The organism is Janthinobacterium sp. GW822-FHT07H10, from assembly GCF_058798675.1.
Genome location: NZ_JBXAKS010000005.1, coordinates 307,137 through 331,871, shown reverse-complemented (window position 1 = coordinate 331,871; position 24,735 = coordinate 307,137). Strand labels below are relative to the sequence as shown.

Genomic DNA, 24,735 nt, shown 5'->3' with positions numbered 1-24,735 from the left:
GGAACGGCCAAGATGCTCTATGCCTGGATCGATGACCAGAAGCGCGCACCTGCCGCGACTGTGGCGCGTGCTAACCGCCGTTATGCCTATCGAGAATGCGCCCAACTGGCGGCACAAGCCGGGCGACTGTGATCCCTGGACTGAGCCGGAAGGACCTTAGCACCTCGGTTGGAAAGAACACTTCGATATGTCCTTCCTCGAAGTCGCATTGCGCGACTCAGCGACCGGAGAACTGCACCGAGCTGACATCCTGGTCGGAAGCGGCACCCCGCGCACAACTGTGCTTGAGCTGCAGCATTCTTCGATCAGCGAGGATGAGCGAATCGCACGAGAAGCCTTTTATCGACGCGAGCATCGAATGTTTTGGTTGGTACACATACACAGCGAAAGCTCCTTTTTGCGAACTCATTTCAGCATGTCGCTCGACCTCAGCTCGCGCGTCATCAATCTCGACGGCAAGGAATTCGCCGTCATGCACTGGATGGGACCGAACAAGCAATTTATCGAGAAGTGGAAGCGTGCTGCAGCCCACGTCTTCTTCAATGCTGGCCCTTATATCTTCTACCTCGCCGGCCTTGCTGTGACCGCTCGCTTGGGAGGTCCATTCCGGTTTGAACATGCAGGCGTGGGCTTTGGCCTCGTCAAGAAGACTTCAACGGCACAGCTTTGGTCGCTCTCCCTTTTCTGAATCCCCGGTCCCCTGCCATGAACGCTTCCAGCATGTGCTGGATCAGCATCATCGCATTGAATCGCCACTCGTAGCTTAGACTCTCCTGATCCATAGTTTTGAAAAATGGAGAACCTATGGATCCGTTAGGGCGCTGGGTGTCCAGCCCGGCACCTGGTGTGCGATCTCGTAGCAGCCTGATCCAACGACGAGATCGGGTCTGGGTCTATCTCCCCTGCCCTGCAGAGACTCATGCCGCGCTCTAGCACAAGCTGCTTGAGCTTCGGTGAATTCCACCATGAACTCTTCCGGGGCTCCCCCCCTGCAACATTAATCCCGGGGTTCGCGGGGCGCGGCGCAATCGATTCGGGTTCTCTTTCGCATCATTTCCACTCTGCAACGATGCATTTAAGTTAAAGTGTTGCGTGATTCGATTGTATCCGCAGTAAGGAGCGGAGACTCACCAATCCTCTTGTATTTTCACAATTATTCGCATTATGGCGAAAATCTGTCAATGCGACGCCAATGGAATCCAGGAAGTTAGCGAGGGGACAATTGCTTTGGTGTTTTAACGCAAACTTTGCAGTTTCCTCGGAATGTCAAATTTTAGACTGTTTTTTTATATGCGTTTTCGTATTGAAGACGGTAGACCAGCAATTCACGTATTTATAGGTGTTCGTTTATGTATCAGGTCGGCTCGGATAAAAACCATACGCTCTCGAGAGTGCTCAAACAGTTCGACCGCAAGGCGACAGTAGCCCGTTGCGCGGGGTTGCTAACGGTTCCTGCATTTCACGCAAATACCATTCGTATCGAAATGATGGTTCATCTCGCGGTAGCGAATTGTACAGGGAACAGGAAGCCAACGTTTTCGGATATCGGCCGGTGGCTAAATCGCAACCTTGGGAATTCTGCTGTGGCAACTGCAGAGGACCCTCCCGAGGATGTTTTCGTTAGTAACATCTGCTCCAAAGTGGGTAACTTCCGACTCTTCGAGGGTACTTGGGAAAGCAGCGATTTCCATTTACAGCAGATGCTTGATTCCGCTGAGGCCTTGTCGGTGTCCATAGCGCCCATCGCGTCTGCACTTCGTAATGTTTATGCGTTATTGCGGATGGGAGATGCTGTCGCTGCGAGGCTGAATATAGTGCGGTGGCATGCGGAACCATCGTCTCGCGCTGGCATCTTGGTCATTGGCCCCAATACTAATATCGACCAGAGAGCCGCAGCGATTACCTTTACCGAATCAGAACTGAACCACTTGGGAATTGAGCTGACAGAATTAGAACCCTTTCTATTTACGGATGAGGACGTGAAGATTCTGCCACTGCAAGCGGTGACCCAGGAGACAGCACTTGAACTGCGGCCTGTCATTCGATTCGGGAATGAATACGTGCTAGCGCTACCAGCAGGGGTTGGTTCGGCACTGCGCGCTTATATCCTCAGAAAAGTGGTTGAAGCCCGGGCATTTAAGGTTTTTGATGGCGCGTTAGGTCGGCGGCAGGCGACTCTTGTGCGGCGTTTGCTGCAAAATATTGGGGAGGAGTATCCCTCTCTTCTGTCGACAGAAACCCAGCAGGATTTGCCGCAGATTCAGAGCTGGTGTTTTAAGCGCGACATGTCCGAGCATGTCCACGTAGTTGTTTTGCATGAAGACCTTGGTGAATGTGTAGAGCAAGGTTGGGGGCTCTCCAGCAAACTAAGTCAGAAGCAGCAAGCTGCGTTCGACGATTTCATGAATTGTAGTGCTACGCGCTGTGAGGCGGAACCTGGCTTTAAGCATGGTACAACAATCGTGATTCGCGCCGGTGTTGGTCGCGGCTTTGCTTCATCATTGCCGCGACTGGGTTTGTCATGGGACGTGGTTTTTCTGGGACTTGCAGACCTCGACATGCTGGCTGCATATCAGGATAAAGCTGTCGATTTGCTATTTAGATTTTTGCGCCAAGAGACTTGGGTGGCTTCGCACCAAGCAAAGCATTTCAGCTTTGGCAGCTTCAGCTCGTTTTGTCAGTGGGTACAAGACGATTTTAGTATCTGGCCGCGAGATTTACCGTTGAGAAAGGGGGCCATGGTAATGGTTCCATCGGATTCGGTTTTTGGCTTCAGGCAAAAAGTTCGAAAATCGCGCGACAAACATTCAATTTTAACTTGGTCTGGCAAGTGGATGGTATGCGAGCGTTACGGACGAGATTCTTATTTTGACAGTCGGGCTAAGCAACCTATTTTTATATGCGAAAGCGTAGTCGAACAATTGACGCTGGCGGTCGCGGTGGAAACCTCGAAAGGTCCACGATGGCTGATTTGTGCTGACCAGGAATATGACGCCAGCAAGCGAAAATATGTGTTCCGGCTCTGGTCTGATTTTCTCGGTTCCTTCGCTGAGGTCGCTCTCTTCCTCGATGCTCAAGGTGCCATACCTGAAGGCGTATTAGAGGTGTTTCTAGACTGTACGCGGATGGTAGACCTCGAATCGGTATCGTACACGGCCCTTGACGACCCGGCCATCAAGCCTATCGTTAGTTCGGCATCGGCTGGACGCGCTACTGTTAGCCTACCGAGGGACTTCTTTGCCATTTTCCGTAGGGTTGGGAACGAAGGAGAACAGACACTGGTTTCGGCATTTGTTTCAGCATTGGAGACAGCGTCCAAATTGGTTGTTCCGCTAGAGGAAAATCTTGTTCAGCAAGCGGTCGCTGCTGCGTTACCTTCGGATGGCGCTCGTTTGGTTCATCTTTTCAGTAGCACTCTAAAATCGGACCATCTGATTTGGACCTCGAGCGCTGAAGTGGTTTGGTTAAGCCGTGCCGATGCTGCTTTTGTCCGAATTGGCTTAGATGCAAAGCCGCCCGCTAAAGTGAAAGTGCTTATCGGAAGCTCGTCCTGCACTGAGGTTTTAAACAGTTATGTCGCTAGGATTTGGAATGAGATTAAGCGTCAGCTCAATGAGCTAGATTTGGACTCGGTCTTAAACGTTCTGATGTCATCAAATGAAGCCATCTACACAGATAGAATGCATTGGCGGCGGACCGCCAAAGCGATTCTGTCGTTGAACGATAATGGCGAGGGGCTTGATGCGGCTTTTACCCGCGAGCAAAAAAGAAATCGGACCTCCTTGGCTACTCGGGTGCTTGCGGAGATGGCTGTGTGTGAGTGTGTATTAATAGGCAAGCCTCAGGTAACGCGGGCTGAACTCGAATTGTTGATTGCGCGAACCTCATTGCTAATTGAAGTCGCCTACGATTCTGATGCAATTCGCGGAGAACTTGCGCCGGCCAAGCTCACGGTGTTCCCGAACGGTGAATACGAAATTGACCGCTCTTATCAATCCTCAATAATGCGGCCGTTCGTAGCAAATCAGTATTCTGATGAGTATAGAGATGCGGCTGCAGACTACGCGTCGTATTACCAAAAAAAGGAACGTAGCGGGCGCAGCCTCGCATCCGAGTTTTATGGAGAAGATTTCGTGGAAGCTTTTGAGAGAGAGTATGGCCTTAGCCCCGATGAATTAATCGACTGCTTTGCAGAGCTTGTTGATATGGCAACTGACTTGGACCGGGTGGTAGTCAAGATGGAGATTGGTCCTCTAAAGGCGCGGCTCATAGAGAGGCGCGGAATTAGCTCGGAAAAGTGCAATGCGTTTGTCAGCGGCTTTGCGTTGATTCGCAGACTAAAATGGGACAAACCGCCGAAAGGCTTTTTGGCGAAGGACACTTGGCCCTGGCTCTTCAAACGCCGTCTTTCAATCATCTCGCGACCAGTGGTGTGTACGGGTATTACAGATAAGGACCTCGCTTATTTCGGTGTTAGTCAGGTGCTGCAATCGTGGAATTACCTGATGAGCCGCTCCAGCAGGGCTTGGATGCCGCAAGATTACTTTGTCTCTCAAGCGATGAAAGCTTTTTCGGGCAAGACCGCGCATGTGTTGGGAGGGGCCTTTGAAGATGAAGTCGTTGAAAAGCTGACGGCATGCGGGTGGGTGGCGCGCGCTCGTGTTCAGATGACGGAACTTGGCGGGACCCAAGAAATGGGTGACGTAGACGTTCTCGCCAGGCACCCAGATAGCCGGGTTCTTATTATTGAATGCAAACGCCTACAGCCGGCACGGACTGTTGGTGAGGTCGCCGACGTACTACAGAAATTCGCAGGTGAGGAGAAAGATAAGTTGGCGCGGCATTTGAGCCGGTTGGCGTGGCTCCAGGCATCGCCATCCGGCATCCCACGTGCGCTTGGCTTAGACCGAGCCGCCAAGATTTCGGCTGTTCAAGGACGGTTGGTCACGAACACAGATGTGCCGATGATGTATGCGAAAGACCTTCCCATTTCCGTTGGGGAGATCCTCCCTATCCGCGCATTGGGACGCGTTTGAAGAGAGCACTCGTACTTCAATTGAGCACAGCGAGGTCCACGCCGCAATGTCAGCTATAGGGCGGAAACTGATGGGGCCGATTAGCGCTCTGAATTGCCACCGCTGGGTCAGTCTCTCGTGATTCACAGTTCTTGAAAGATGAAAAACCAATGGATCGTGTTGGGCATGGACACCCTGCCAGACTCTTGGTGCGCGATAGCTGCCTGATCCACCGACGAAATCGAGTCTGACCTGTCTATCACCCCTGCCCTGCAGAGACTCCTGCCGCGCTCTAGCAAAAGCAGGCCGTCCCAAGCCATAACTGCCGGCGAAGGATGGCATAGCTGACTAAGGCAGCAGCAGAGCGCCTGTTTTTGCGCGCGAAAGCGGCACAGTTGGCTACGATAAACTAGCCCGTCATCTGCTTCGCGCGCTCGATCTAATCGGGGACTCTGCGCGCCGGCGATGGAGTTGCGCTCACGGCCGGCACGACATGGCACCTGGCGGCATCACGCCAAAACAGAAGCTTGCCACGGCCGCTTAACCTGTATTTTTAGAGCGCTCTAAAAATGGGGGATTACCCAATGTCGCCCCCCCCTGACAAATGGGAGGCAAAAAAAACGGCCTAATGGCCGTTTCTTAGTTCTCAGGTATCACACTACACGTTGATGCCCAACCGCCGCAGCGATTCAAGCATGCTCTGTCCCGCCCCTGCCTCTGTCAGTGCCTCGCGAAGTCTTACGGTCGCGGGATCGCTCCTTTTTTTTGCGATCTCCAGCGCTGTCAGCGCATTTTGCCCTGTAACACTCATAGGAATATTTATAATACCGTTCGACACATTAGACAGCCTGGAGAGCGCTTCACGGGCTATATCGACGGCCTGTGGATGAACAGTAGGTAGAGCAGCTATGTGCGCAGAGCCCTTAAACAAAGCTGCTCCTTCGATTTTTCCGTACTTCTGAGCAATATCGGCCGCCGCTTGACGTGCCGCCTCGACAACAGGCGCCTCTTCGGCAAATGGTTTCCGACTTCCAGAATGGATTTTGATGTTAGGAGGTGACATAGTGAATTCAGTCTATATCCAAAGCGGTGGTTTCACAAGAAAAAGTGGCACAACCGTACGTAATGTCAGCTGTCGAGATAGGGAGTTATCCGACCGATTGTCCAAAGTATTTTGGTGCTTTTGCTTGGATTGCAAGGTGAGCACAACACCTAGGCTGTCAGCAGGGAGGCCGATCTCTTGTGTCCGCCCCGCACCGTCGCGCCACAATCCAATCGATCTAGCGGGCTTGGCCTCTAGCCAGTTTGACCGATCCACCATCGCCGCACACGTAAACGACAACACCGCCGAACCAGGATCCTCGGCGAGCACTGTCGCGTAACGGCCAGGCCAACGGGTGGACAATTGGGGCCCATCCATCAGCAATGCTACCACTAAGTTAGGCCCCACTGCACGAATGGCCGTCATGGCTGGATCTGTACGCGCGAGATCCTCACATATTAGAGTGGCAAGTGACATGTCTTTACGCAATGTCAGGAAAGGTAATTTACGTTGACTTACATCAATGTCTTCCCACCATTTATCATTCCCAGCATCATCATCGAAATGTAAAGCGTACCGCTCAGTTTGACCCCGATCGAGCCGCCAACGATGGTGTTTATTTTGCTCAGCGATCGTGACATCTCCCCCCTCTTGAAACGCAATCGTGAGCGCTCGGTTGTAGTGGGTACCGTCATCAGACGTATCAAGAACACCTGTTATAAGAAATTCAATACCAGTATTTCTTAGCGCCTCGGCTAACTCGCCAGCAAGCGCTGTCGTCAAAGCACACTCAGGAAGAATGATACCGTTGGGTTTTTCCCCTGTTTCTACAAACGCTTGATCAATAAGCGGCACGATTAAATCGTCCGCCAATTGCTGACCTGTTAATGACTTCCCTTCTGATTTAAGCCAACGGGTGACCAACTCGAAGTAAGCAGGCACATGATTTTTCCCGAGCGGCGTGCGTGGTGAGCTTCGTTTAAAACTACTCGCATCGATCGTATAGGGAAATGGGATGAGCAAAAGTCGCATGTCATACGGAGCGGTGAGATCAGATCCAACTACAACCACCGATTTTTTACTGGACAGAATCCAAGACGTATCCAGCACTGAACTGGGAGGCAAAAGCGCCAAATAATGGGAAAGACTACGAATAGTACAACCTACCGCCGAGTTGATCGATTTGGGTAAGACTACAGCGAGATCAGGGGAAACCATAACACATAACGATTTAGGAACGTAGGGCAGAGCCAATGCGGGGTTGGCCTTCGTCAGCGCAGCAAAAGCGATGGATGAAAACTGGTGGCCCATTGCATTATCAGGATTCACGTCCCATCCCATGCCGATACATGCTTCATCGGCAACTGCAAACAAGCTCAAGAGTAATTTAACCAAGTTTAAATTCTGTCCAATTCGATCGATTGGTGTCTCCGCATAGACCAACACGACCGCAGCCCACCAATCTTTCACCAAGGCGGGCACTTCACTAACATTGGCATTCCACTCCTTGGCAGTCTCAATGATTAAATCAAGATACTCGGCATGAGCAACAAGTCGCGCGCGGTCAGGACTAGCGAGCGTGTAACAACCAGATCTTTCAATGATTGAGCCAACAACTGCGAAGAGATCGATCGGCCAGGTCGGACATTGGTCCCTGTCTATATTCAGTGGATATTCTTGAACCTCCTTCATAGAGTCATAGGCATCGGCCCCCTCAGGTAGAAGGTGCTCAATCAGTTCCATAATCGTCATTCTGTCTCCATAGTGGCAAGCGCCCGCTTGGGCGTAGCCATTACCTTTTCTCTCAAAGATATGACTATAGACTATCAGGTTGTAAGAACAAAACTTACAAAGTGGTAGAAATTCAATACGTCGTAATCAAATCACTGGCCGCGATCACGATCCAATCATTCATCAACAAGGAAATTGTCCGTCTGAATCGGCATGAACTCACTAGACGACTCGCAAGTCGTTTGACATGCGGCTTTTCGTAAGGCCCGGAGCAGCTTGTTGTTGAAGCGGTGACGTACGCGCCGTTATTGCCCCGCCGCCCCCTAAGCCGGACACGTCTGGCTGGTGTGGTACCGACTACCGTCATATCCCGCGCGGTGCGAAGTCATCGCCGAAAACGTCCCGTTCGGCCTGGCGGTGCTCGCCTCGCTGACCAGCACTGTCGGCAATAGCCCGATGAAATTGGAAGAGGCGGCCATGCGGGTGATCCCTGGGCCGGCAGGCACGTCGGCAACCGACTTCAACAAGTTAGTATTTCTCGCCAGCATTTGCCCACTCTTGGATTGACATCCACCCTGCCTAGAGGACAGGGATTTCTACGGCGCTGCGCGATGACTTGCGAAACGCTTCGGTGGGTTCCTGCTTCTTCGAGCGGCCTGACTGCGCCATCTCTCCACAGGCTAAATTGACATCCTCCCTACCTAAAGGACAGGGATTTCTACCGCGCGGCGCGATGAGTTGCGAAGCGCTTCGGCGGGTTCCTGCTTCTTCGAGCGGCCTGACTGCGCCATCTCTCCACAGGCTAGCAAGCGGTGCCCCCGCTCCAGTATATTCGCAGCTCCCACTACATCTGCATGATTTGCGTAACCGCAATTGACGCACAGGAATTTCGCCTGGGTCTGCCGATTGTCTTTTGATATGTGCCTGCAAGTCGGGCACGTCTGGCTAGTGTGGTGCGGAGGCACGGCAAGCAGCATGCCCCCACTCCATTCCATCTTGTAGTCGAGCTGCCGTCTAAACTCGCCCCACCCCTGGTCGAGAATGGCACGGTTCAGCGCGGCTTTCTGACGCACCCTCTTGCCTGGCTGTGCAACCGATCCCTTTGACGATTTGGACATATTCCGTACCTGCAAATCCTCAATGCAGACAAGCGCGTGATGTTCGCTAATCGCTGCTGTAGCCTTGTGCAGAAAGTCTTTCCGGGCATTCGCAATACAGGTGTGAATCCGTTGAACTTTGGCGACTGCCTTTCTCCAATTATTGCTGAATTTGACCTTGCGGCCCATGCGGCGCTGGTACCGCGCCAAGCGCTGCTGGTGTCTCTTGAAGCTGTTCAGCGGCGCTATGAAGCTGCCGTCGCTTAGGGTGGCGAAGCGAGCGATGCCGACATCTATTCCAACTGCACTCGTAGCGATAGGAACCACCGGATCTACTTCGCGCCGGGTTTGTATTGAAATGAACCACTTACCATCAGCCTGGCTTATGGTTGCATTCACAGGTTCACCAACAATGTCCCGGCTCTTGCGGTACCGCAGCCATCCTAATTTGGGAAAACGCAGGCGGCTGTTGGTTTGTTCGATTCTAATTGCCCCTTTTGCTGCCACGCGGAAGGAGTTTCTATCGCCCTTGCACTTGAATTTCGGAAATTTTGCACGGCCAGCAAAGAAATTCGCGTAAGCTTTCTCTAAGTCCTTCAACACATATTGAAGTGCTGAACGAGGTGCGGCAGCAAGCCAAGGAGTTTCGCAACAGTTGCGCCATGCTGTCAGATATTTCGACATCTCCACATATCCGATGAACTTGTTGCCGGCTGCGTGATTTTCTTTTTGCAGAGCCAAGGCTTTGTTGAAGACGAACCGGCACGAACCAGCGAAGCGGCGCATGGCGCGCTCCTGTTCGCCGGTTGGTCTCAACTCGAACCCGTAGGCTTGATATCTTTCCATGATTCTTCAAGCTTACTCGTGTGAAGGCAGTATCGGCCACAAGAAAGCTAGCCAATTTGCGCCGTATTTTTGCTTGACATGGGTTGCATACCGTACTGAATTGCACCTCCGCTCTCCCTCCTCTACCTGAGCTGAAACCTCTGCCTCGCGATGATGTCGTCGAGCGAAGAAATGAGCGAGGTTGAGATCAGGGCACCCATTTGGCCAAATCCGCCAGGGTGTGGTCCAAAGTTGAATGCAGTCCCCTCCTTTTGAGCATCCACGAAGTCATCCACCGTACCGATGGCATCGATCAGGCCGATTTCCTTTGCCTCTAACCCACTCCAGATTTCCCCGCTGGCGTAGTTGACGTCGTGCCGCAGGACGCGGCCGCGCCGTTCCTCAAGTTCGCGCAAAAAGGTTCGCCCTACCCTGTCCACCAAATCCTGCGCCTTGGCTTGCGCATCCTGGCTAGGCGGCGTGAACGGATTCAAGAATGCCTTCAGGTGACCGGATGCATATACATGCTGCGAGATTTCCATCCGATCCAGCGCACGCGATAGCTGCCATGGTGCGATGATGGCGCCAATCGATCCCACCAGACTATATTTCCCGGCGATGATCCTGTCGGCGTGCAAGGCAATCATGTAGGCAGCCGACGCGCCGACGTTGCTGATCGCCGCCACTACCGGTTTCGGGTGCTTTTTCCTGAAAGAGTGAATCGCGTTTCCGATACGCTCGGCCTCGACCGGCGCGCCGCCGGGACTGTCTATCGCCAGAACTATCTGCGTAACGTTGCCGGACTCAAACGCCCGCTTCAGGGCCGGCACAATCTTGTCTGCGGACGCGAGTGAGGTTGCAGCGATCTCGCCTTCGATGTGCACAATGCCTATGACCGGGCTGAAGGGACCTATTTTAAACTGCAACATTTGCATGAAAAAGTACAGGCCGAGCAAGAGTGGCATGAGAACGAGCAACGACTTCAGCGTCAAGGTGAGGCGGCGAGCAAATTTTCGATCCCGCTCAAGCGCCAGGCGTTCTTCCCTGAATCCCGCGCGTTGTTCGCGTATCTCAGCCAACATCAGTAGTGCGAGATTGGCGGCCTGCAGTTCAGCTTGACTCTTATGGTCTTTGTTTTCCATGGCGTTTCCTTGGGGGGCTAGGCGCGAGAAGTTAGCGACAACTGCCCCCCCAACCCAGTACGACAGTTTCCCAGGTCATCTTGTCACCGCACGTTTTTTTTTCTTCTTCTCTCCGGTTTGGCTGTGCACTTCGCATCGGCGCACCGTCCGCGATCATGGCTTCCGTCGGTTTTGCTTTTTCCATTTCGGCTAATGCTGCGGTGGCTTCTTTGATCTTCGAGATCGGGCATTCCAGCATGAAAGCATGTGGGCGTTCTTGAGTAGCGGCAGATTCTCGTTTTACCGCAGAGGCGCTACATAGCTGAGCTGTAACGGCGCGAAAATATTGCTCGTCGAATTCTGTTCCATCCTCGGAGTGCAAAAGCAAAACCTGGCCATTTGTACACGCCTTTGTGACGAAGCGAAGGGCGAGCCGAGCATAAATTTCGCTCTCATCGCGCGTGCCGGCTTCAACGAAGGTCCTTTGCCCTAACCGACTCGTGGTCTTCGGCGCTAAATCGCAGACCGAGTCATCCGTCGGTTTTTTTGCGAAGGCTACAGCATGCGACGAAGTTGAAAAAAGACTTAAAGAAAGGAAAATCATAATTGATAAAAATTTCCAGCCATACATGATTTTAATGTCCTTCCGTAAAGTTATTCAGTCTGAATTTATATTTACATACTTGAAAAAAGAAAAAATATCACTATTATTTCCTTTCTTGGTCACCTGTTCGTGGAGGAAGTTCATGATTCATTTAAAGAAAGTATTGGTGTGTGGAATCGTCGGATCGATCTTCGGTGGCGCTCTCGGATATGGCGAATCTACAACGGTAACAGCCATTTTTTCGATAATTGGTTTCATTTTTATTGTAATGCTATATGAATTGATTTACCTTGTACATTATATAATTACGAAATTTCACAAATGCAGTGGGGAAACCACATTGCGCTCTCATGCTCATCGATACGATACCGATTTTTATGATGGAAATCTCATAAAAAATCCGTCATACAGAATCGATGAGCATGGCAATTCAAGTTTAGATGCTAGATGGTTATCTAGGGAGAATTAATGTGCGTCTATTTATTTAATAATTTATTCAAATTATCTTTCGCCTTTCTTTTTAGATATTGGAAATGTTTGGCAACGACATCGGGATCTTCAGTAACTTGTTCATTTGCATTTCCAAAAAGAGATTTATCTGTCGCAATGTGTCCTGATGGGTTTTCTTTAATGCCTGTAGATTTGTAAAAATCCTTCTTTGATTGATTTACTTCTCGGTCTAAAGCGTCGTATTTGTTAGAAATTTCCTTCTGCAATGGCGATGGGGATTCTTTGATTCTCACTTGTTCCTTTTCAACCCAGCTTTTTCCTTCTCGCTGTAAGCTTGTGCCGCTTGCATCGGCAACCTCCCCGCTGCCCCCTATTTTCCCGGAAGGTTTTTGATTCACCTTTAATTTGTTGTTTTTGTGAATTTTTATTAAATCCTGATTCAAAGACAGGTCGGATTTATCACGATGATAAATTTCTCGAACAGCTTTAAATGAATTCGGAAGATTAGATTTTGCGCTAGGAATAATCGGTGACTTCGCGATACTACCTAAATGCGAATCAAATAGTATTTGAGCGGAAGCGCTACTCTCGCCATGTGAGAGTAGCGCTTCAAACAAGTCGATGTTTTTAGGATTTTTTGCAAGATCGATGCTCATTAATTCACCGCGTTCAAATGCCCCGGAGACAGTTCTTGAATATTCTTCTTGTTCTCGAAGCGTTGCATCCGCTCTTTCAGATCTAGAAACAGAATTTGTCAATCTTGCAGCGATCTCTTGCCCATTTCTATGGTCCGATATTACCGAATTCAATAAGCTAGTATTTTTGGCAAGCATTTCTCCCCATTCCTTAAATTTTGTTACCTCTTCACTACTTAGTTTGTTTTTGATCTCTTTTAGTTGTTGGTCAATCGATGCGACGTAATCCTTGGCACCACGAGCAGATATACCGACGCTTCCGACTCCAGGTATGCCGGGCTTAAACTCAACAGCGCCGCCAAATGCGACGGTTGCTACTTGCTGCTCGGTGGCCCCAGTTGCTTTGGCCACATTCTCGGCCACTTGGCGGAGCTCGTTCGTACGTTGTCCAAAACCTTCTGTACTAGCCCTGTTTGTACCTTTAGACGCGTTTTGAATACCAGAGGTTCCTTGCGAATGTGTTAGCGCGTCCGACAGGACTGCGGCTTTATCATTGGTGGCTGCGATGGCCTCAGACTTTGCCGCGCTAGCGGACTTCCTAGCGGCTGCAACGTGCTGTTGCGTAATCTTGGCGTCGACGATCTTCGAAACAGGCCCCTCATTGGCAAATGCTTTTCCTGCCGTGATTCCAGACAGTTCACCACCTGTATACGTGTTCCCCGAAAAATCATTTTGCCGACTTCTGAAGAACGGTGACGAGCGGACAGGCGCCAAGGTCATCTGATCCATGGCCACATTTCCCATAGATACGTTGCCTGTTGCCGCCGAATTGGTGGCAGTGGTCACATTGCCTTGCAACAGGCGCATGCCATCGACGAGCGCGGTGCCGAAGTTCTCCATGCGCTTGAGGGCAGCCCAGGCAATGAAGGGAATGCTGATGGTCATATAGCCGACGACGGCTTCGCCAGAAATGGCGCTGGAAAAAATGGTCGAGGAAGTAGTCAGCGACAGGGCGTTGACCCCGTTGCCTACGCTGGCCGCGGCGGCCAAATCGCGCATTGCATACATGGTCGCAGCGTAGTTGAGGATGGCATACAACGGCGGCCAAAGCTGGATCCAAATAAGCACAGACGCATAGTTCTTGAAGCCAGCCACGGTATCTTTGCCGTTAGCCAGCATAAGGAGCAGGATCAGCAGCGGGAACATCGCGTACGCCACCACTTCGACCACGTTACGGATGACGGGCAGTGCTTGTTCAGCTATTTTCCCAGCATTGATCCACGCCGCATTGGTCTGAACCACCGCCTGCGCGCGGCCGACAGCCAGCAGCATCGTGGCCGGATCGTTGTCCTTTTGGCCAGCCAGAAGGCTAGTGTCGTTCACAGCATTGATGAGTGCGTTTTGGCGGATGATATCAGCAGCGCTGGCCGAGGCGTCGGCAATTTTTGCTTTCAGATAGGCTTGCTGTATCTGGTCCGCGATCAGTGCCGAGGCTACCGCCCCAGGAAGCGTCGGATTCATGCGGAATGCCAGTGTGCCCTGGATGCGCTGAACTTCGGCCGGCATTTTCGCCGATAGCTTTGTATATGCCTGAGGACAGGTGAGCACTTCCGAGGTACCGGCCGCATTCGTGACGCCGGTAAACCTGGCAGGATTGGGATCCCCCATGAGCGCCCAAACGTCACCAGAGGTCGCAAATGCTTCCGGTGACAGGTAGCCAGAGGCCAGATCGAACATCGTGCACTGGTGCAGAAAATTAATCAGATCGTTCCTGAAGTACGGACTTTGGAACACGACCTTGGACGTTTCGCGCACCAGCCGGCTGCCGAACATGAGTCCATTGTTCTGATAGCTCAGCTTATCCGGCATGCCGGCCGGCCCCGGAATCACCTGCATGGCTGTTTCTTCGAGTTCCGTCAGACTATTGCCGACCGTACTGGTCAGCGAAGCAAGCACCGCCAGGCCGAACGGGACGTTGTCGACGAATACTTCGGCCGAACCTCCCGTCTTGTCGACAATACCGACAGTGACCTTTGGCACTACGAGTACTGAAAATACCAGGACGACCGAGGCGAGCCACTTCCAGCCCACCATCTTTTCCGGGGCGAAGGCATAGCCTACCAGTGCGGCCACGAAGCCGCACACGGCGACGATGCCGAGAGCATTTCGGTAGGTGTTGGCGCCGACCATGGCGGCCACTGCATTCATCAGCCCGTACAAACTGTCCGAGTTCTGGTAAGCGAAAATTTCCCACATGACTATTTACCTCCTTCTTTTACTTCTCTACTTTTTATCAACGCAGATAGGCGGCCTGGCGTCCCAGCAGATCGAGTACCTGCTGCGGCATATTGGCGCGCATTTGCCGTGACAGTTGTTCCAGGTGGTTGGACACCACCGTGATAGAGCCTACTTTCTGGTAGACGAGGGCCTTTTCGCGGGACAGCTGGGCCAGCATGTCTTTGGCACGCAGCCGGATTTCTTGCGCTCTTATCTTTTGTTGGGCGTTTAACGTGAAATCCTTTTCGAGCGCCCCCATACCCAACCTGAGGTTCTTCTCGAGAAACATGTAGGCGTAATCCGCGGCAATCACATCCCGATAGGTGGCAATCAGCTGCTCATTGGCTGTGGCAGAAGGAAACGATGCGCCGATCGACAGCATGCGGTAGACAGGCTCACTGGTCTGGTTCACAAAACCGACCTCCGGCGACATGTTGGGAATCGGTGTGCGCGTCTCGATTTTGTAAGCGATAGAACGCATCAGTTTTTCAACCTTGGCGGTAAATGGCGTGTGGACGTAGGCGGGATCCACGGTAACCTGGTCACACGTTGTAAAATTGTTGCACCGCAACACTGTTTGGTGGACGTTCCCGCCGCCAGCGTCCGACTGGCCATAGAGCAGCTGGGAGATGGAAGTGAAGGTCGGAGCAATTGGGTTGTCGTCTCGTCCTTCCGGATAGAAAATAACGGTCCCGACCATGCTCATGATCATTTCCCGCTCTTTGTCGTCGAGGTAGTTGCCGGCGAGCTTGAGCGATTCCCAGGTGAGGTTGCCGACGAACGGCGCCTTGTTTTTGACCAAAGGATCGGAAGATTTACGCGCCGTATCGAGAATGGAGCCCTTGTCGGACTTGCAGCGAACGGCCGCTGCGGCATAGTCCGATTCGAGGCCCAGCGAGACGGCGATATCCTCGCAGGCCTTGCTGGAGCTAAATCCGGTGGCCTCGGCGGCCGACGAGACCAGGGATTTTGCGGTGTTGCAGGAATTGATTTGCGCATTCGTCATCATCGATTCGAGGTTTTTGGTCCACTTGGTGATACCCCCGAGCATCGGGGACACCGATTCGAGCGCGAGCTGAAACGCTACGCCTGGCAGCGCGGAGGTGACGTTCTTGAGCATGTTCTTGAATTCGGCCGCCGAAATGTAGGAGAATGAACCGCCGAAAAGATCGATGCCACCGCAGCCGGCTTTGGCCGTCGGGTAGTCGATGGCCATGAGTTGATAGGTCTTGTTCGGCGCGCGCAGCATCAGGCTGCCGCCACTGTAGGTGTTGTAGACCTGGCCACGGAAGGCGCCCGGCGCCGAGTAATTGCCGATGGCGCCGAGGTCGTTGAACATCTTGTTGACTTCGGCATTCAGGTCACCGGCGAAGGCCAGATGGGTGTACAGGGTACTGCTGGACAGGGATAGTGCGATGATGAGTTTGCGCATAGGCATGATGAGCTCCTTAACGAGATGAAAGTGTTTTTCCAAAAAGTGTTTCGACGGCCTCAACGGCGCGCGGCCGCAGGGCATCGATCCGTTCCACCAGCTGGCCTTCCGACAGCACACCAAAACCGACCGACATGATCTTGCCGGTGATGGGCTGTGCCAAAAACAGCGCCGGAACTTGCTTGACGTTGAGCGTGGCGGCGGTACCGTTATCGATGCGGGCATTGGTAAAACCCGGCACCGCGCCGCCATCCAGGCTGACTGGCAGCACCTGGATACGGTACTTCGTGGAAAATGCCCGCAATACCGGCCCATAGGCATGGCAGTACGGACAATCGCCACGGAAGAAGAACATCAGAATGTGGTCGCTCCCGATGTTGGCGAGGGCGGAATATCTCTCCTGCATCTGCACCTGTTCAAATACCTCCAGCGCCTGGGCATTGACGGGGCGGCCCTGTGTGGTAGGGTCCAGGTCCGGATTGGTCCACGCCACTTTCTGCGACAGGTCGGCAAACAGCGAGGCATTCCTGACGATCTTCGATTCGAGCTCCATGTAGCGGCGCACATTGGCGACAGTCGGGTTCATGACGGCGACGGCCTTGAGCTGTTCCAGCTGCAGTTGCAACTCACGCAGCGCCTTGACTTCAGGCGGCGGCTGCGGCCCGGTGGGTTTTGGTAGCGCGACTGACGCAGGCGTTACTACTTCCTTCTGCGGTTCGTGCATTGCCGGGTCGTCATAAAAATGCCAGCCGCGCCGCACAGCGGCCTGCGTGCCAGCAGCGTGGCCTTGTGCAGGGACACTGGCGGGAACCTGGGCGTGTACGGCTCCGCATGCGAGCAGCACTGCCAGACAGTATTGGTACCTTCTCATGGCGATTTCTCCAGGCGCAGATTGGCGGGCGGCTGGCCATTGCGGCAGTAATTGATGCCGATATCGATCGTTTGTTTTTGAGGTCCCTGCCCCGGTGCGAGCCTGACGCCTTCCTGCCAAAAGCGGACGTTGAGCCGGCGGCAACCGTCCTGGGCGTAGCGGGCCAGTGTCGTCACATCCATGAAGATCGCAGAGGAGGCAGAAAAGCGCCGGGTGATCGCGTCAGCCAGTTCTCCCGTCAGCATGCCGGCTGCACGGCCGTCTGGTGCATCGATGGCCGCCAACATCAGTACTTTCGGATCGTTCACCGCCACGCGGGGTGTAGCTTCCGGGGCCGCACAGGTTGCGGCGCAGAGCATGGCAGAGCAAAGGGCAAGCGAAACCTTGCGCGTCGTAGTTCGATTCAGCATTTCCCTCTCCCCAGATAACAGGCTGGCGCACGCTGGGCGGCAGCATCCTTGACTGCCGCCACGTTGGGCAGCGTCGGCACGATGGAGGCATAGAACTCGGTCAGATCGAGTTTGGCAAAGTCGATGCTTTGCAGCTGCGCCAAGCTAAAGCCGGAGCAGGCAGGATTTTTTGGTGCTCCCCAGCCCATGCCGAGCTGCGCCCTCCCCTGTTCGTTGATCATCCTGGCCAGGCGCGAGTTAAAACAACATTTAGAGGTCGTGTGCTCGATGCACGACACGCATTTCCCTAATACCCGGATGCAGGAGCTGCACCAGGTGCCGATGGTGTGACATAGCTGGGCGCCCTCCTTCATCGCCAGCTTGCCCTCGCCGGCGTTGCAGGACATCATCGAGACCGCGATGTACATCACCGCAGTCATCACCAGGCTCCAGGGATTGAACGCGATCGCCAGGTGTTCGGTGGTGGCCAGCGTGATGGAACCTGCCGGCAGCGCCGTGCCATTGACGGCCACCGTCACACCAAACGTCGTATAACTGCCGCTGAAACCGCCACTGGTCAGCAGTGCCTTGGCGCCTTGCGTGATGAACTCGCGGTTGCCACTGTTCATCAGGATGTCGAATACCAGGCGCGAGCCGATGCCAAACAGGGACTGGTTAGTAAAGTGGGCCCCGGCGCCATCTGTATAGCAGCAGTTTTTGAGGAGCCGGTTGCGGCAGGTATTACCCTCGCCATTGAACAAAGTCATGGTCTTCGGATCGAGATAGACGCCGGCCTCGCGCACGGCCTCCATGTAGGTCATGACCTGCGCAAAATCGACGTCATTCGTATAACTCGTACTGAAGCATTGCGTACCGAGACAGAACGTTTTTGGCGCACATGTAGCGCCAGCGGGGCAGCCGGTGGTGTACGCGGCCAGTGCCGTCTCGGCACTCAAGGGATCGCGGGCGATGGCTTGCGCGGCTGCGATAGCCGGATCGGTGGCCAGCACGGGCGGGCGCGGCGTGTTGGCCGAGTTCAGGGCACCCACTTGCGCTGCGCAGGCAGGGTCGCCAGGCGTCAGGGCGCAGGCCGCCAGGTGAGTATTGGCATCGCTTTTGAGGTTACTCTTGCCGTGGTAGACGGTTTCGGGAGGCGTCAGCGTATAGCCGGGCACGTGGGCAGTGGCGCTCTGAGTGGTGACGCTGGCCCGGGCGGCCTGATTGGCAGCCGTGGCGCCGGCCAGATCCTGGTTGACTTGCGCCAGGACAATGGCAGGCTGCATGCTGCTCAAGCAGCAGGCGGTCGTCAGGGCGATCAAACGGCGCATGGCTATTTTCCCATCTTCTCCAGGAAGCGGCCGGCGCTGTCGGCGAAGCGCGGTGCGCGTTGCTCGATGGTTTTGAGCGCGTATTCAAACGAGACGTCGCCGGCGACGCGAACATAAGCATCCGGCGCGAAACAACTCCCTGCCCCGCAGGCCTGGGCGGGTGCGCCGGCACTGAGTAAAACGAAGGTCGGCGCCTGGCGTACCGTAAAGCGCTCAAATGCCTGCGGATCGATTTGCCATGCCACCTTGCGCTCGCCCATGATTTTTTGGACATGCACCACGGTTTTGACCAGTGATCCGTCGTCCAGGCCCCGTAGTAACAGGGTCGCCTGCAGCTGCGCCGCTTGCATCGCCAGTTTATTCAGCGCGGCTTCCGGCATGGCGAAGGTCACAAAGACCATCAGCCGGTCGCCATTCAACGCGGACAGCGCGATTGGATTGGACGCCGCTTCATAGCCTTTGGCAATGGCGCCCAGATCAACGGGTGGCGTTGGGCGAGGCTGGGGCAAGGCGTCGATCCGCATCCGTGGCGTAGTGGAAGTTGGCCCTGGCGGCGGGTCTTGTGGCATGGAATTGGCCCGTACCGCGCGGGCGATATCCTGCTCGGTGATGACCGGCTGCAGCTTTTTGGCACGTTCGATGTCCGCGTCGGTGATCGTTGGTATCGCCTGCGCCGCCACTGCCTGGGCCAGGAACAGAGCACCTAGCCCTGCCATGGTACGCAGTGCAGCAGGCCTGGCGCCCGCAGAGGGCACTTGGATCGGATTAGTAGCCAACACAGCAGTTCCTTTTTCGAAATAACATAAACGCAAAATCTTCGCCCTTGACCGGGTATTCCTTCCCCGCTCCCCAGGCGATGGTGGTGCGACCAAAAGGCTGGCAGCATTTGCCCAGTTCCTTGTCGGTGGCCGGAACGGGATACGTCAGCTGAGATTTGTAGGCCGTCTTGTCCATTTCCGGCAGGAAGTACGGACCGCACAGCCCTTTATGGCCATGCATGCCCCATGTCAGCAGTTCTCGGTGCATCTTGGCGGTGAGGCGCTGCATCATCAATTCGGCGGTGCGCACCCCGCCCACGTGATAGGCCGCGTGACCATCGAGCGGGAAAAGACCTCCCTGACAGCCGGCGCACCAGAACAATTCCGGGCGGCCAAATCCCGCCGTGGCGGCAACGCAGTCCGCAGCGCAGGCGGCGACGGCGCCGGGATTGGCAAAGAGGACCGTTTCCGGATTGATGATGAGTGTCAGCTCGTCGTCGGCCCACAGCGGGTCGACCTCGGTCATGTACGCGATATCGAAGGAGCCGGCCTCCAGGCAGGGAAAATCGGCGACCGCCTTAAGCCAGTACATGACCGGATTGACGTAGTAATGCGCCTGGTAGAAGGCGTCCTGGGCGCCGCCTGCATCCGTGGCCCGGGCTGCTTCTGGCGCAGGGATGCCCGGATTGAGATCGATGCCACCCAGGGACACCAGGCAGAAAGGTTTACGCACCACTTCCACGTGGCGCACGGGTTCCCAAAAGCCGATGGACAGGCCGATCACCGGATTGACTTTGCACGAACAAATCGGACTGGACGGATTGGCCGTGTCTTCCTGGCCGCCCAGGTTGCCCAGGGTGACGCTGCCCAGGGAGATCGGCAGGATGCATGACCAGCAAATATCCGTGATCGGATTCGGGAAGGCGCCAGTGCAGGTACCTGCCGGCGCCGCCTGGGCATGGCCTGCCCCGATGAGGAGCAGGATCAAACCGATGGCGTGTTTTAGTCGGCTCATTTGGCCACCACGATTTCGTCGATGCGAAGGCGCATGCCTTCCTGGTAGACCAAGGCCGGGACGTGTCGGATGCCAAAGCGCCGTACTAGCCTGCCCTGCTGATCGAAGTAGATCCGCGTCTTCCACTGTTTCATCAGCTGCAAATACGAGCCGCCGACGAGTACCGGCTTGATCCGCGCGCCATCGCGCTGAAGCAGGCTGCGCGCTATCCTTGCCTGTGCCGGATCGCGCGCGTCAAAAAACATCAGCTTTTTCGACATGGACGTGATCGCGAGCGGGTTGGTACGCGTTCCTGCGGGGAACAGGACGTGACCTTGTGCGTCGAGGATGTTCCTGTCGAGCACATAGGTGGGATCAACATAGACGGTTCGTGGTGCCTTCGCCGCCGTCAAACCTGCCACCGGGGCCGGATTGGCCACTGCCGCCCGCCCTTTGGCGATCGCCTGTTCCTGCAACTTATGAAGCTGGCCGCTCTTTTCCAGCGCGCGCAGGCGCTGGGCGATCATGTCGAGCAGGTTTTGCTCGGCAATCGGATACGTCGGCCCGATCGCGGCCAGTTCCTCGGCCTCTGCCAATGCTCCCATGAGGCCACTGGCCAGCAACAGGACGGACAAAATCCGCCTGGTCAGCTCACCGCATGGCAGGCTGTGAAAACCCCGTGGCGTGGGTGCGGGTTCAAGTAATGGCATGATTTGCTTTTCCTTCAAAAGATCGGAATGACGACGCCCAGGACCGCGTCGGCGCGTACCAGGCCATTGATGCTGTAGCGCGAATCGAAGCTGTCCGGGCTGGTGCCTTGCACATAAAAATACGAGGGCGGAATCACGGTCTCGGCGATGGGTTCGAGCCGGAGGTGTTTAACGGTCGTATGCGTCTTGGCAATGCCGACCTCCTCACCATTGACGAAAACGTGGCGATCCCGGACCGTCACTTTGTCGCCGGCCACGCCGCGCACGATCTTGAAGAACGGCTGGTGGTACAGGCCGGGGAAGATGCGGTACGCCGCCCCTTCGAATGCATAGACCACATAATCTCCGCGACGGATGCCGTCCGCCCGGTAGTCGACTACTGCGACCGTGTAGGGCAAGCTGGGGGTCACGTTAAACAGAATAGGCAAGCGCGGGGTGGCATCGATAAACAGACGCACATAGGCCAGTGTCCAGATCACGACCAGAACCAGGTACAGATACCAGCGTCTGCGCACATGCTGAAAAAAATCGCGGGTCACAGCTTCACCTTTTTTCTGAGCAATGGAGTGAGATCGATCAGCGTCGCGCGGCTGCCGATCACCGCCGTTTTGTCGACCACCAGGCATGCGCACTCTTGCGGCAATTGCGCCAGCGCAGCAGCAAAGCGGGGGACGAATCGTTCAGCGTCAGATATCGCCTGCCGCCGTTCCATGTCGGTACGGCTGGCCGCCACCACGTTGAGGTACTGTTCCTGTTTTGCATGGAAGACGTTCGCCGCGTCGACTACCCCGATGACCAGCATCGGCCGCAGCACCAGCCGGTCATAGGCCGCAATGCCGAGCGCCACGAAGCAGGCCGATACGAAGATATTGATCAGCATGATTCTCATTGGAGTCCCCTGTCGGCCAGTACCCGGGCGATGGCCTCGTCGATGGAGTAGCCCTGGGCACGCAAGGCATCAATCGGCTTGTTATCGGCGAGTTTGTTCGAGAAAAGCAGCTGTGTGGCGTGATCAATGACCAGGCGTACGACGCCTTCGCCGATGGGCGACGAGACGTACATTTCCGCAAAGGCCCCCGCTTCCGTGCGCAGCGATTTGAGCAGCCGCTTTTTGGCCGCATCCATGACGATGCGCTTGGTGCTTTCGAGGATTTCAATCGACTCCGGTTTTTGCCGCAGCAGGAAAACCCAGTCGGAGCAGTTGAAAGCGGCCGTCATTTGCACAGAACCGTAATAATCATCGGCACCCTGCGTCGCGGTGCCCAGTGCACCGCCGTATTTGCGCGCACGCCGGGCTGCTTCTTCCACCACGGCGGCCTTGACCGGGTCGTCCGCCCCGATCTCGCCAAGCTGTTGCTTGAGTTCATCGATGATCAGGAGCTTCTTACGATCGCGGTTCAGGTACATCTCGCCGGTGATCTGGTACATCAGCAGGATATTGACGACGGCATGCAGATCTGGCTTGCGTTTGAGTTCTTCGTTTTCGATCACGACGAAGTCATTCGAGAAGTCGACGTTATTCTTGCCCTCGAAGAAGCGTTCGTACTGCCCGTCCTTCGAGTATGGATTGAGCATGATGGCAAGATCGCGGATGCGGTCATCGCCTTTAATTTCGAGTTCGGCAATACTGCCGGTCTTGAATGCGTCGCGCAAAGCCGTGATCGTCAGATCATTGCCGTACGACTTCCATAGCTTCAGGAGGACCGTTGAAATGGCTTTATATTGCACTTCTTGTAATTGCTGACTCATGGAACACATCTTCGCCAGGGCGGGCAATAGCATATCGATGTCTTCATGAATGTCATTGACCGCCGTAAACGGGTTCAAAATGATCTTCGAGCGTGGGCTGAACTCGACATGCGTGCCATTGGCTTTCTTGCACAGCTTCTCGAATGAGCGCCCGAGATCGAGCAGGCGCACTTGCGCACCGCCGGAGCGGTATGACCAGGCTATCTCGTTGAGGGTGACGGATTTGCCGGAACCTGGAGCGCCGACGACGGCAAAATTGTAGTTGCCCAGGTCGTTGTCATACAGGTCCAGCGTCACGAGCTGGCCGCGGCGGCCGGCGAAGATGAGTGTTGGCGTGTCTGTTCCCCGCCATTCCGCCAGCAGGGGCGCGAGATGGATGGCGTTCGCCATGGATTTGCGCGTCACCCGCTTCATCTTCTTCATGTCGTTGTGGAACGCAGGCGTCAGGGTCATGGGCAAGCTCGCCAGCAGCGCCTGGCGGTGCATGTACACATCGGCATTGAGTTCAAAGCCGCTGGCGCGCCAGATGGCCTTGGCCGCTTCTGCCGCCGCCGTCGCCTCGGCGAGCGGCGAGAAAATAGCCAGCTGGTGGTACATCGAGACGAGGTTGCCGCCGACATCCATGGCATTGGCGACGGCATTCCAGTCTTCCTGCTTCTTCTGCACGTCCGGCATGATGGCGGCCATCTTGCTGGCCGCGTTCTGTGTCGCGCGGATATGGTTCGCCGTAATCAATGTCCGTGTCGTATTCGTATCGAGGATGTGCACGCCCATGGTGAGCAGGAACGGCGCACGGTACTGCAGTGCCGGTTGCATGGCGTGGCCGATGAGCGCACCCATCTGCCAGAGGGGAAAACGTCCCGGAAACGATTTAATGGAGAAGAAGCGTGCTTCCACCTGCTGCGGCTTGCCTGGCTTCGAAAACCGGATGCCTTCGTTGGTCGGCTCCTGGACGGTATCGAAGTCCACAATCTGATCCCGCAGTTCCCTTCCCTCATCGTAGTGAATCCATGGGATGAAACCATCTGTGAGCCGGTGCGGATTGGTGAACAGTGCGCACCAGTTGATTAACGCGGCCGCATCGCATTCTTTGCTGGGTATAGAGGCGGCGTCAAGGGTGCTTGCCATCGAGTCGCGCAAACCAATCGCCGCTTCGCGCTGGCCGATATCATCGGCGCGTCCGTCCACCGTGACGCTCATCATCAGTCGAAAGTCGCGCAGCGTAAAATGAAATCCCTTGGTCAGGGATTTCTGGCTCCCGGCCAGCAGATGTTGCACGCGCTGGCGTGCCAGCTGGCGGTACAGGTTACTGTTCCGAGCCGGCCGGCCCCACTGCTGCGAGTTTTCATATTGATCCTCGTCTTCCATACGCATGTTGGCATATTGAATCAGCGGGGCGCGGATGTCCGGCGAGCCAAACAGATGAAATTGCACACCCGTGTTCGCGGGACAGTTGGTGTACAGGCTTTGCAGCACCTCCACCATACGTTCGTCGGCGCCGGCCTGGGGCATGAGTTCCAGCATGAAGCCGAGCCGGTGATGGCGATTGATGAACAGGTGCTCGCTGTCGACATAGGGACCGTACGGCAGCCAGCTGGAAAACTGATCCTTGGAAAACGCCTCGCCTCGGCTTAATCCAAACAGATCCCAGAGGCCAGCGCGGATCCCTTCGCCATCGTTTTCTGACGTGAAGAACTTGAGCATCTT

18 protein-coding genes and 1 pseudogene are annotated in these 24,735 nt (G+C 54.9%); 2 read left to right on the top strand and 17 right to left on the bottom strand.

What is annotated here, in order from left to right; translation table 11 throughout:
• Nucleotides 1-187 precede the first annotated feature (187 nt).
• Nucleotides 188-688: a competence protein CoiA family protein gene (locus AC1RDJ_RS14760; protein WP_493027856.1), complete on the top strand. Its 501-nt coding sequence runs from the start codon at nt 188-190 to the stop codon at nt 686-688.
• Here AC1RDJ_RS14760 and AC1RDJ_RS14755 read toward each other — a convergent pair.
• A pseudogene (locus AC1RDJ_RS14755) lies at nt 642-743 on the bottom strand (DUF2274 domain-containing protein); the annotation flags it as partial. The gene AC1RDJ_RS14760 and the pseudogene AC1RDJ_RS14755 overlap by 47 nt on opposite strands.
• A gap of 606 nt (nt 744-1,349) precedes the next feature.
• Here AC1RDJ_RS14755 and AC1RDJ_RS14750 point away from each other — a divergent pair.
• On the top strand, nt 1,350-5,036 hold the full coding sequence (locus AC1RDJ_RS14750) for an anti-phage protein Upx-like protein (RefSeq protein ID WP_493027855.1): 3,687 nt from the start codon (nt 1,350-1,352) through the stop codon (nt 5,034-5,036).
• A gap of 637 nt (nt 5,037-5,673) precedes the next feature.
• Here AC1RDJ_RS14750 and AC1RDJ_RS14745 read toward each other — a convergent pair.
• The 16 genes from AC1RDJ_RS14745 to traC form a co-directional block, all read right to left on the bottom strand.
• Nucleotides 5,674-6,078, bottom strand: coding sequence for a hypothetical protein (locus AC1RDJ_RS14745; RefSeq protein ID WP_436572949.1), 405 nt, complete (start codon nt 6,076-6,078; stop codon nt 5,674-5,676).
• Between the two features lie 12 nt (nt 6,079-6,090).
• Entirely contained in the window at nt 6,091-7,809 is a 1,719-nt protein-coding gene (locus tag AC1RDJ_RS14740) for a hypothetical protein (RefSeq protein WP_493027854.1), read from the bottom strand.
• 680 nt (nt 7,810-8,489) lie between these two features.
• Nucleotides 8,490-9,731: an RNA-guided endonuclease InsQ/TnpB family protein gene (locus AC1RDJ_RS14735; RefSeq protein WP_493027853.1), complete on the bottom strand. Its 1,242-nt coding sequence runs from the start codon at nt 9,729-9,731 to the stop codon at nt 8,490-8,492.
• Between the two features lie 122 nt (nt 9,732-9,853).
• Complete coding sequence (locus AC1RDJ_RS14730) at nt 9,854-10,852, bottom strand: S49 family peptidase (protein ID WP_493027851.1); 999 nt, start codon at nt 10,850-10,852, stop codon at nt 9,854-9,856.
• Between the two features lie 31 nt (nt 10,853-10,883).
• A complete protein-coding gene (locus AC1RDJ_RS14725) occupies nt 10,884-11,462 on the bottom strand; it encodes a hypothetical protein (RefSeq protein ID WP_139144236.1) in 579 nt (192 codons plus the stop codon).
• Between the two features lie 449 nt (nt 11,463-11,911).
• Complete coding sequence (locus AC1RDJ_RS14720; RefSeq protein ID WP_493027850.1) at nt 11,912-14,776, bottom strand: conjugal transfer protein TraG N-terminal domain-containing protein; 2,865 nt, start codon at nt 14,774-14,776, stop codon at nt 11,912-11,914.
• 37 nt (nt 14,777-14,813) lie between these two features.
• The gene (locus AC1RDJ_RS14715; protein WP_493027849.1) at nt 14,814-16,235 is read right to left on the bottom strand and encodes a conjugal transfer protein TraH; all 1,422 of its coding nucleotides are present in this window, start codon (nt 16,233-16,235) and stop codon (nt 14,814-14,816) included.
• A gap of 10 nt (nt 16,236-16,245) precedes the next feature.
• Nucleotides 16,246-17,100 (bottom strand): conjugal transfer protein TraF, encoded by an 855-nt coding sequence (traF, locus tag AC1RDJ_RS14710; protein WP_493027848.1) that lies wholly within the window; start codon nt 17,098-17,100, stop codon nt 16,246-16,248.
• The gene (locus AC1RDJ_RS14705) at nt 17,097-17,510 is read right to left on the bottom strand and encodes a hypothetical protein (RefSeq protein WP_493027847.1); all 414 of its coding nucleotides are present in this window, start codon (nt 17,508-17,510) and stop codon (nt 17,097-17,099) included. Before AC1RDJ_RS14705 ends, traF (AC1RDJ_RS14710) begins: the two co-directional genes overlap by 4 nt.
• Entirely contained in the window at nt 17,504-18,817 is a 1,314-nt protein-coding gene (traN, locus tag AC1RDJ_RS14700; RefSeq protein ID WP_493027846.1) for a conjugal transfer protein TraN, read from the bottom strand. Before traN ends, AC1RDJ_RS14705 begins: the two co-directional genes overlap by 7 nt.
• A 2-nt stretch (nt 18,818-18,819) precedes the next feature.
• Entirely contained in the window at nt 18,820-19,533 is a 714-nt protein-coding gene (gene trbC / locus AC1RDJ_RS14695) for a type-F conjugative transfer system pilin assembly protein TrbC (protein ID WP_493027844.1), read from the bottom strand.
• Between the two features lie 49 nt (nt 19,534-19,582).
• Nucleotides 19,583-20,590: a TraU family protein gene (locus AC1RDJ_RS14690; RefSeq protein ID WP_493027843.1), complete on the bottom strand. Its 1,008-nt coding sequence runs from the start codon at nt 20,588-20,590 to the stop codon at nt 19,583-19,585.
• Nucleotides 20,587-21,279: a type-F conjugative transfer system protein TraW gene (gene traW / locus AC1RDJ_RS14685; protein ID WP_493027842.1), complete on the bottom strand. Its 693-nt coding sequence runs from the start codon at nt 21,277-21,279 to the stop codon at nt 20,587-20,589. Before traW ends, AC1RDJ_RS14690 begins: the two co-directional genes overlap by 4 nt.
• A gap of 14 nt (nt 21,280-21,293) precedes the next feature.
• The gene (gene traF, locus AC1RDJ_RS14680; protein WP_493027841.1) at nt 21,294-21,818 is read right to left on the bottom strand and encodes a conjugative transfer signal peptidase TraF; all 525 of its coding nucleotides are present in this window, start codon (nt 21,816-21,818) and stop codon (nt 21,294-21,296) included.
• Entirely contained in the window at nt 21,815-22,159 is a 345-nt protein-coding gene (locus AC1RDJ_RS14675; RefSeq protein WP_493027840.1) for a hypothetical protein, read from the bottom strand. The genes traF (AC1RDJ_RS14680) and AC1RDJ_RS14675 overlap by 4 nt, the downstream gene beginning before the upstream one ends.
• A 5-nt stretch (nt 22,160-22,164) precedes the next feature.
• Nucleotides 22,165-24,732 carry a type IV secretion system protein TraC gene (gene traC / locus AC1RDJ_RS14670; protein ID WP_493027839.1) on the bottom strand — a complete coding sequence of 856 codons (2,568 nt, stop codon included), beginning with the start codon at nt 24,730-24,732 and terminating at the stop codon, nt 22,165-22,167.
• Between the last annotated feature and the right edge of the window lie 3 nt (nt 24,733-24,735).

Coding starts and splice junctions, on each gene's coding strand:
- AC1RDJ_RS14760 (WP_493027856.1), top strand. CDS start 188: ATGTCCTTCCTCGAAGTCGCATTGCGCGACTCAGCGACCGGAGAACTG.
- AC1RDJ_RS14750 (WP_493027855.1), top strand. CDS start 1,350: ATGTATCAGGTCGGCTCGGATAAAAACCATACGCTCTCGAGAGTGCTC.
- AC1RDJ_RS14745 (WP_436572949.1), bottom strand. CDS start 6,078: ATGTCACCTCCTAACATCAAAATCCATTCTGGAAGTCGGAAACCATTT.
- AC1RDJ_RS14740 (WP_493027854.1), bottom strand. CDS start 7,809: ATGACGATTATGGAACTGATTGAGCACCTTCTACCTGAGGGGGCCGAT.
- AC1RDJ_RS14735 (WP_493027853.1), bottom strand. CDS start 9,731: ATGGAAAGATATCAAGCCTACGGGTTCGAGTTGAGACCAACCGGCGAA.
- AC1RDJ_RS14730 (WP_493027851.1), bottom strand. CDS start 10,852: ATGGAAAACAAAGACCATAAGAGTCAAGCTGAACTGCAGGCCGCCAAT.
- AC1RDJ_RS14725 (WP_139144236.1), bottom strand. CDS start 11,462: ATGTATGGCTGGAAATTTTTATCAATTATGATTTTCCTTTCTTTAAGT.
- AC1RDJ_RS14720 (WP_493027850.1), bottom strand. CDS start 14,776: ATGTGGGAAATTTTCGCTTACCAGAACTCGGACAGTTTGTACGGGCTG.
- AC1RDJ_RS14715 (WP_493027849.1), bottom strand. CDS start 16,235: ATGCCTATGCGCAAACTCATCATCGCACTATCCCTGTCCAGCAGTACC.
- traF (WP_493027848.1), bottom strand. CDS start 17,100: ATGAGAAGGTACCAATACTGTCTGGCAGTGCTGCTCGCATGCGGAGCC.
- AC1RDJ_RS14705 (WP_493027847.1), bottom strand. CDS start 17,510: ATGCTGAATCGAACTACGACGCGCAAGGTTTCGCTTGCCCTTTGCTCT.
- traN (WP_493027846.1), bottom strand. CDS start 18,817: ATGCGCCGTTTGATCGCCCTGACGACCGCCTGCTGCTTGAGCAGCATG.
- trbC (WP_493027844.1), bottom strand. CDS start 19,533: ATGGCAGGGCTAGGTGCTCTGTTCCTGGCCCAGGCAGTGGCGGCGCAG.
- AC1RDJ_RS14690 (WP_493027843.1), bottom strand. CDS start 20,590: ATGAGCCGACTAAAACACGCCATCGGTTTGATCCTGCTCCTCATCGGG.
- traW (WP_493027842.1), bottom strand. CDS start 21,279: ATGCCATTACTTGAACCCGCACCCACGCCACGGGGTTTTCACAGCCTG.
- AC1RDJ_RS14675 (WP_493027840.1), bottom strand. CDS start 22,159: ATGCTGATCAATATCTTCGTATCGGCCTGCTTCGTGGCGCTCGGCATT.
- traC (WP_493027839.1), bottom strand. CDS start 24,732: ATGCTCAAGTTCTTCACGTCAGAAAACGATGGCGAAGGGATCCGCGCT.